This window comes from Psychrobacter sp. NPDC078501 (genome assembly GCF_044900935.1).
GTDB lineage: Bacteria > Pseudomonadota > Gammaproteobacteria > Pseudomonadales > Moraxellaceae > Psychrobacter.
Map to the genome: position 1 here is coordinate 663,177 of NZ_JBJDOS010000002.1, position 7,249 is coordinate 670,425.

General features: G+C 42.2%; 5 protein-coding genes. All 5 read left to right on the forward strand.

The annotated features are described in order from the left end of the window. Positions 1-247: 247 nt before the first annotated feature. Positions 248-1,393, forward strand: a complete 1,146-nt coding sequence (locus tag ACI2IW_RS05715) for a beta-ketoacyl-ACP synthase III (RefSeq protein ID WP_404692961.1) — start codon at positions 248-250, stop codon at positions 1,391-1,393. Positions 1,394-1,627: 234 nt separating this feature from the next. Continuing rightward, positions 1,628-2,719, forward strand: coding sequence for a peptide chain release factor 1 (prfA, locus tag ACI2IW_RS05720; protein ID WP_404692962.1), 1,092 nt, complete (start codon positions 1,628-1,630; stop codon positions 2,717-2,719). Positions 2,720-2,849: 130 nt separating this feature from the next. After that, on the forward strand, positions 2,850-4,388 hold the full coding sequence (gene lysS / locus ACI2IW_RS05725; RefSeq protein ID WP_296209946.1) for a lysine--tRNA ligase: 1,539 nt from the start codon (positions 2,850-2,852) through the stop codon (positions 4,386-4,388). Between the two features lie 115 nt (positions 4,389-4,503). After that, a complete protein-coding gene (locus ACI2IW_RS05730; protein ID WP_404692963.1) occupies positions 4,504-5,766 on the forward strand; it encodes a hypothetical protein in 1,263 nt (420 codons plus the stop codon). A gap of 69 nt (positions 5,767-5,835) precedes the next feature. Then, positions 5,836-7,249: DNA polymerase III subunit gamma/tau (dnaX, locus tag ACI2IW_RS05735; RefSeq protein WP_404692964.1), on the forward strand; the 1,414-nt coding region annotated here is incomplete at its 3' end.

Sequence of the window (7,249 nt, forward strand, 5' to 3'; positions counted from 1 at the left end):
GTTTGGGTGGTTACACAGAGCAAAATGGCGCTAATTATAACGTAGCTATCAAAGAATGACGTGAGTCTTTGCTTATTTATCGCCAGAAACAGATTATTTGTAACAAAGCATTAGAAAAAATTTAATATTCAGGCATAATAAACACACTGATTTTAAGTTTACAGTTATTCACTGAATTTGAATGGCTATTATTTTTCCACTTTTATGCTTATTCCAAGCACCACAGTAGTAGACAAGGAAGCTTATCATGACGACTTGTATCACAGGCACTGGTCTTTATATCCCACCTTACAGCATTAGTAACGAAGAGCTAGTTGAGTCATTTAACCAGTATGTTGAAAACTATAATACCGAACATGCTGAAGAGATAGCTGCAGAGACAGTGACGGCACTTGAGCCTTCTTCAGCTGCTTTCATCGAAAAAGTATCTGGTATCAAATCACGTTATGTGATGGAAAAAGAAGGTATTTTAAATACTGAAATCATGGCACCAGTTATTCCTTACCGCAACTTGGGCGAAGAGCTGTCGGTAATGGCCGAAATGGGTGCAGCAGCACTTAGAGACGCTTTGGCGGATGCTGGACTTGAGGCCAATGACTTAGACGGTATCATCCTTGCTTGCTCAAACTTCCAGCGTACTTATCCTGCGGTGGCTATCGAAATCCAAAACGAAATTGGTATGATTGGCGGCTTTGCTTATGATATGAACGTTGCATGTAGTGCGGCGACTTTTGGTCTGTCACAAGCACATGGTTCTATCATCTCTGGTTTGGCCAAACGTATTGCTGTGGTCAACGTTGAGATTACCTCAGCGCATCTAAACTGGCGTAACCGTGACAGCCACTTTATCTTCGGTGATGTGGCGACTGCTTCTATCATTGAAGAATTAGATACGCCAAAAGGTTACGAGATTCTAAACTCTAAGCTATTTACTCAGTTTTCGACCAACATTAAAAACGAATATGGCTTTATGGATCGCTCAGAGTATCTAGCAGCGCAGACTGAAATGTATCCAGATATCAAAGCACCGGTCACTGATAAGCTGTTTTTGCAAAACGGTCGTAAAGTATTCCGTGAAGTCTGTCCAAAAGTGTCAGAGATTATCACTGAGCACTTGCAAGAAAACGACATCCCAACATCTGATGTTAAGATGATGTGGTTGCATCAAGCCAATGCCAATATGTTGGATTTGATTCTGCGTACCGTAGTCGGTAAAGATGCCGATAAGTCGATTGCCCCAAGTGTTATTGCTGAATTTGCCAATACCAGCTCAGCGAGTCCTATGATTGTATTCCATCGCCACAAAGATGACCTAGTATCAGGCGATTTGGGCGTTATTTGCTCATTTGGTGCAGGTTACTCTATTGGTTCAGTGTTGGTTCGCAAGGTCTAATACTTTAACTATTTGCCCTGATAAAAATAGCTAAGAATATTCTTAGCTATTTTTTTGTCTGTCGTTTTTGCTATTGAAATTAAGTCGTGACATCTAAATATAAACAGAGATGTTTGGAAAGATAACGTCAAGATTACCGACAATATTAACAAGAATGATTAGAGGTTTTAATTTACCCCAAAAAATTTGCTATAATCACGGGCTTATTCCTCTTATCCAATTAAAAGTCCTTTTATGAAAGAATCCTTACGCCTGCGTTTAGACCAGATGGTAGACCGTTATGAAGAGGTCACCGCTTTATTATCAGATCCTAGTGTCATCAGTGATAATAACAAGTTCCGTGAGTTGTCTGTTGAGCACAGCGACTTGATGGAGATCACGACGCTGTGGCAAAACTACGTGGGTGCAGAAACGGATCAGGCTGATGCAGAAGCGATGCTAGCCGATGCAACAGATCCTGACATGAAAGAGATGATGATCGATGAGATTGAGAGTGCGCGTGATACCATCGTAAAGATGGAAGAAGCGCTCAATCTGATGATGCTACCCAAAGATCCTAACGATAAAGTACCAGCGTTTTTAGAGATTCGTGCCGGGACAGGCGGCGATGAAGCAGCGATTTTCTCTGGTGATTTGTTCCGCATGTACCAAAAATACGCGCAGAGCCAAGGCTGGACACTAGAAGTGCTCTCTGCAAATGAAGGTGAGCATGGCGGTTATAAAGAAATCATCACTCGCGTATCTGGCAATAGTGTATATGGTCGTCTAAAGTTTGAATCGGGCGCTCACCGTGTACAGCGTGTCCCTGAAACCGAGAGCCAAGGTCGTGTGCATACCTCAGCTTGTACGGTTGCGGTCATGCCAGAAGTTGAGATTGATGATACCGTTGATATCAATCCTGCTGATATCAAAATGGATACTTTCCGCTCAAGCGGCGCGGGTGGTCAGCACGTGAACACGACTGACTCTGCCGTACGTTTGACGCATATTCCAACCGGTACCGTGGTAGAGTGTCAGCAAGAGCGTAGCCAACACAAAAACCGTGCGCATGCTATGAAAATGCTGGTCTCTAAAATACAGCAAGCCAAAGTACAAGCACAGGTCGATGTGGCGGATTCTATACGTCGTGATTTGGTCGGTAGTGGCGATCGCTCAGAGCGTATCCGTACCTATAATTTTCCACAAGGTCGCATGACCGATCACCGTATCAACCTTACCTTATATAAGCTTGACTCTATTATGGAAGGCGACTTGGATGAGATTCTTGATGCACTACTACGTGAGCATCAGGCTGATTTGATGGCCAGTATCGGTGGCAATGACTAGTATTTAGTCTTTAAGAGTACCAACAGTTTTATCGTTTTTATCACCATGTCTGTTCTTATAATAATAAGTATTGATTTAATTTTTCTTTTTTCGTTTATCCATTTAATTACCTAAAAATATTGAGAGTGTTATGTCAAAGCACAATAATCAGAACCAAGATCAAACCCCAGTCGTAGAAGATGCTAACGAGCTAATCGCACAACTGCAAGCCAAGCTAGATGATATCAGTGCTTCAGGTAAACAGCCGTATCCTAATACGTTCAAACGCACTGATTATGCGCAAGACTTACAGACAGCTTTTGATGGTGTCTCAAAGCAGGAAATTGAAGAAAAAGCAGCAAATGGTGAAAAAACACAGGTCAACGTGGCAGGTCGAGTCATGCTCAACCGTGGTTCGTTTATCGTGATCCAAGATATGACAGGCCGTATTCAGCTATATGTAGCACGTAAAGAGCTTGATGAGGAGACGCGTGCAAGCATCAAATCACTAGATTTGGGTGACATCGTTGGTGTATCAGGCTATATCGGTCGCTCAGGTAAAGGCGATTTGTATGTGCATATTGAAGAAATTACGCTACTGACCAAATCATTACGTCCAATGCCAAATAAATTCCATGGCTTGGCTGATGTCGAAGCGCGCTATCGCAATCGTCATCTTGATTTGATGACCAATGAAACGACTCGCAATACCTTTATGGTTCGTAGTCAGATCGTTAGTGGCATTCGTCAATTTATGCTTAATGAGCGTTTTATGGAAGTTGAAACGCCAATGATGCATCCGATACCAGGCGGCGCAGTAGCCCGTCCGTTTGAGACACATCATAATGCATTAGATATGCCTTTATACCTACGTATCGCGCCTGAGCTTTATCTTAAGCGTCTGGTCGTTGGTGGGTTTGAGCGCGTATTTGAGATTAACCGTAGTTTCCGTAACGAAGGCGTTTCAACCCGTCATAACCCTGAATTCACCATGATTGAGTTCTATCAAGCCTACGCTGATTATCATGATTTAATGGATTTAACTGAGCGTCTGTTTAATCAGTTAGCAATAGATGTGCTAGGCACAACAGAGCTGACTTATCAAGAAGAAGCCATTAGCCTAAAAGCACCATTTGCTCGTCTATCAATGTCTGATGCGATTGCAAAATATGCTGAAAACTTTGACATGGCGCGTATCAATGATCGTGAATACCTAGCAGAATATGCATCAACGACACTTAAGCAACAAGTCAAAGATGTGTTCGGTGTGGGTAAACTACAGACGATTATCTTTGAAGAAACGGCTGAGCATCAATTACGTCAGCCAACGTTCATTACTGAATATCCTGCTGAGACTTCACCACTGGCGCGCCGTAGTGATGACAATCCTGAGATTACTGATCGCTTTGAGCTGTTCGTTGGTGGTCGTGAATTGGCTAATGGCTTCAGTGAGCTTAATGATCCAGCAGACCAAGCCGAGCGTTTCCGTGGTCAGGTTGCTGAAAAAGACGCTGGCGATGATGAAGCTATGCATTTTGATGAAGAGTATATCGAAGCATTGTCTTATGGTTTGCCACCAACAGCTGGTGAAGGTATTGGTATCGATCGTCTAGTAATGCTATTTACCGACTCTGCTAGTATCCGTGATGTGATCTTGTTCCCGCACATGCGCCGCAAACAAGACAGCTAAGGTGGATTTGCTTGCTGTAAATCCAAACTGATACTTAACTCAGCATAAAAAGCTTTTGCTCATTTTCACAGAATGGGTATAAGCTTTTTTGTGAAATATCGTTTATAGAGGTATTATGGATATTCAGCAAGCATCACATGCGCCATGGCAAAAAATGATACAGCAATGTTTTTTATCATTGTATGAGTTGCCTGATGACAAAATCACTGATTCTGATCATTTTCAGGGTTATGATTTTGTTTTTGAGTTTTCTGGCGCTACTATTTATTTGCTCGTCAATACCGTCGTGATACAGGCAAATAAGCAAGAAGTGGATAATACTAAAGTTCGTGAGTGGAGAAAAGAAGTTGTTAACCAACTCATCAAACGCCACGCTCAGATTTATCAAAAAAACGATAGCCTAATTGTAGATAGAAGTGCCTCGATAACTGATAAAGCAGTTTATTTTATTGGCTTGACGTCATTGTCCATCAATCATCAAAACGATCAATCGGGCCATTCATCTTATGCAGTTGGCTACGAATATGGCAGTCGGTTTTTTGCAGAAGACTGTGTTTTAGACTTAGATGATGAGCAAAGTATCCTACAAGTCTTTAGTCATCAAAACTTCGTTGATATCCTCAATCAGTTAGTGACACCAAGTGATTTAACAACCTTTTTGGATTTCCATCGTCGTCAACTGTCTAGCTTTGCATCATTTCAAAACGAATCAACATTGCTTAAACAGTTTCTACAATCACCTGACTTTCACCAAAGAGCGATTAGGGTGCAAGAGCAGCTAATCGATAACGAGTTAATTGAGCAAGTTGAATTACGCTTACTTAAAGCAGTAGAGCCGAATCAGACTGTGTATGCCGATGCCTTAATGGCTGAGATGCAAAAAAATACTGGAATGTGGTTCAAGCTATTCAACAGTGTGCTTGAGCGTTATCATGAAGTAGGTAGACCTTTACCAAATGATCAGGTTGATATTTTGGTAGATGAGTCAATGTATACCTATGCATGTCTAGTAGAAAAAATCTTAGCTTATAGAACCATGGATCAAGACTCGCGCTGGAATGGATATGTCCGTCACGAGCATTCTTATCATGTATTTGGACGCCATTATCTCATGGTGTTTTATGCACAAGACGATAGCAGTTCGCTGAGCGCAGAAAATGTTAGGCTTTCTTATAAAGATTTATTGTCAGATATCAATGTCCAGTTACAAGAGCCAGTGATGGACAATTTGTTTTTACTGGGCGTAGAGTTTAGGCCGTGCGAAGACAGCGTAAATACTGAGGTTTATCTAGATATATTTCATCAAGCAGGCTCATTGATTGATGAAAGTACTCAACGCTTATATGACCGACTGGCCCAACTTCAAGCTCAGTTATAATCTGAACATAGTATGATTCATTAGTTTGACGCTCCCTTTATATTTGTATTATTTACATTGGCATTTCTTATGACGCAGCAATATCAAGTTTTAGCTCGCAAATACCGACCAAAAAACTTTCACGAGTTGATTGGGCAGACGCATGTGTCTCAAGCGCTGATTAATGCGATTGATTATAATCGTTTGCACCATGCTTATCTGTTTACAGGTACACGCGGTGTGGGTAAAACGACGATTGCGCGCATTTTATCTAAATGCTTGAACTGTGATACAGGTATTACCAGCACTCCTTGCGGTGTATGTGATAACTGCGTTGCTATTGATCAGGGACGTTTTATTGATCTTATTGAGATTGATGCTGCGTCTCGCACTAAGGTTGAAGACACACGTGAGCTGCTTGATAACGTACCCTATGCACCAAGTCAAGGGCGTTATAAGGTCTATCTGATTGATGAAGTACATATGCTGTCTACGCACAGCTTTAACGCGCTACTTAAAACGTTAGAAGAGCCACCTGAACATGTGAAGTTTTTATTAGCGACGACTGATCCACAAAAGCTACCGATTACGATTATTTCGCGTTGCTTGCAATTTGTCCTACGCCCATTACCACAAACGTTACTTAGCGAGCACTTGGCAAATATCTTGACCAAAGAGCAGGTAGGCTATACTCAGCCAGCCATTTGGCAATTGGCAAGTGCAGCCAAAGGTTCTGTACGTGATGCGTTATCATTGACCGATCAAGCCATTGCTTTTGGCCAAGGCGCATTGGATGATGCGACTGTTAATGCAATGCTTGGTCTTATTGATGCTGCTGACTTAGTGCGTCTAATCACAGATATTTATAATCATGATAAGTCTGCTGTTGCTGCTCATATTGAACAAATGCGCGCGCAAATGGTTGATGCGACTGGTATGTTTGATGGACTCGCTGAGCTGTTACATCAGTTGGCATTGACTCAGCTGTTGCCTGAAGTCGCTCTCAATGTTAATGAGGCGCAAGCAAAAGATATTTATACGCTAGCTCAACATATCAGCCCTGATGTCTTGCAGCTGTATTATGAGATCGTTGTACAAGCCCGTGAAGGTGTCAAGCTCGCAAGTACACCGATGCAAGCACTTGAGATGTGCATCTTGCGTTTATTGGCGTTTCGTCCATTGCCAGTCGATGAAGTCTTGAGCAATACTTACGATAGCAACGGGTCTGCTACCAAAGTACCCGCTATAGAACCAGTTTCTTCGGCATCAGCTCCAGATGCTATTGCACATGAAGCGTCAGCACCACCGCCAGAGCCTTATAATGTTGATTATCAGACACCAAGTCACGATGAGTTACAAAGCGGTATCTATGATAATGACAATTTAGCACAGTCAGTGACTAGTGCTATGCCTGAACCAGTTGTTGAGCCTGAACCAGTTGTTGAGCCTGAACCAGTTGTTGAGCCTGAACCAGTTGTTGAGCCTGAACCAGTTGTTGAGCCTG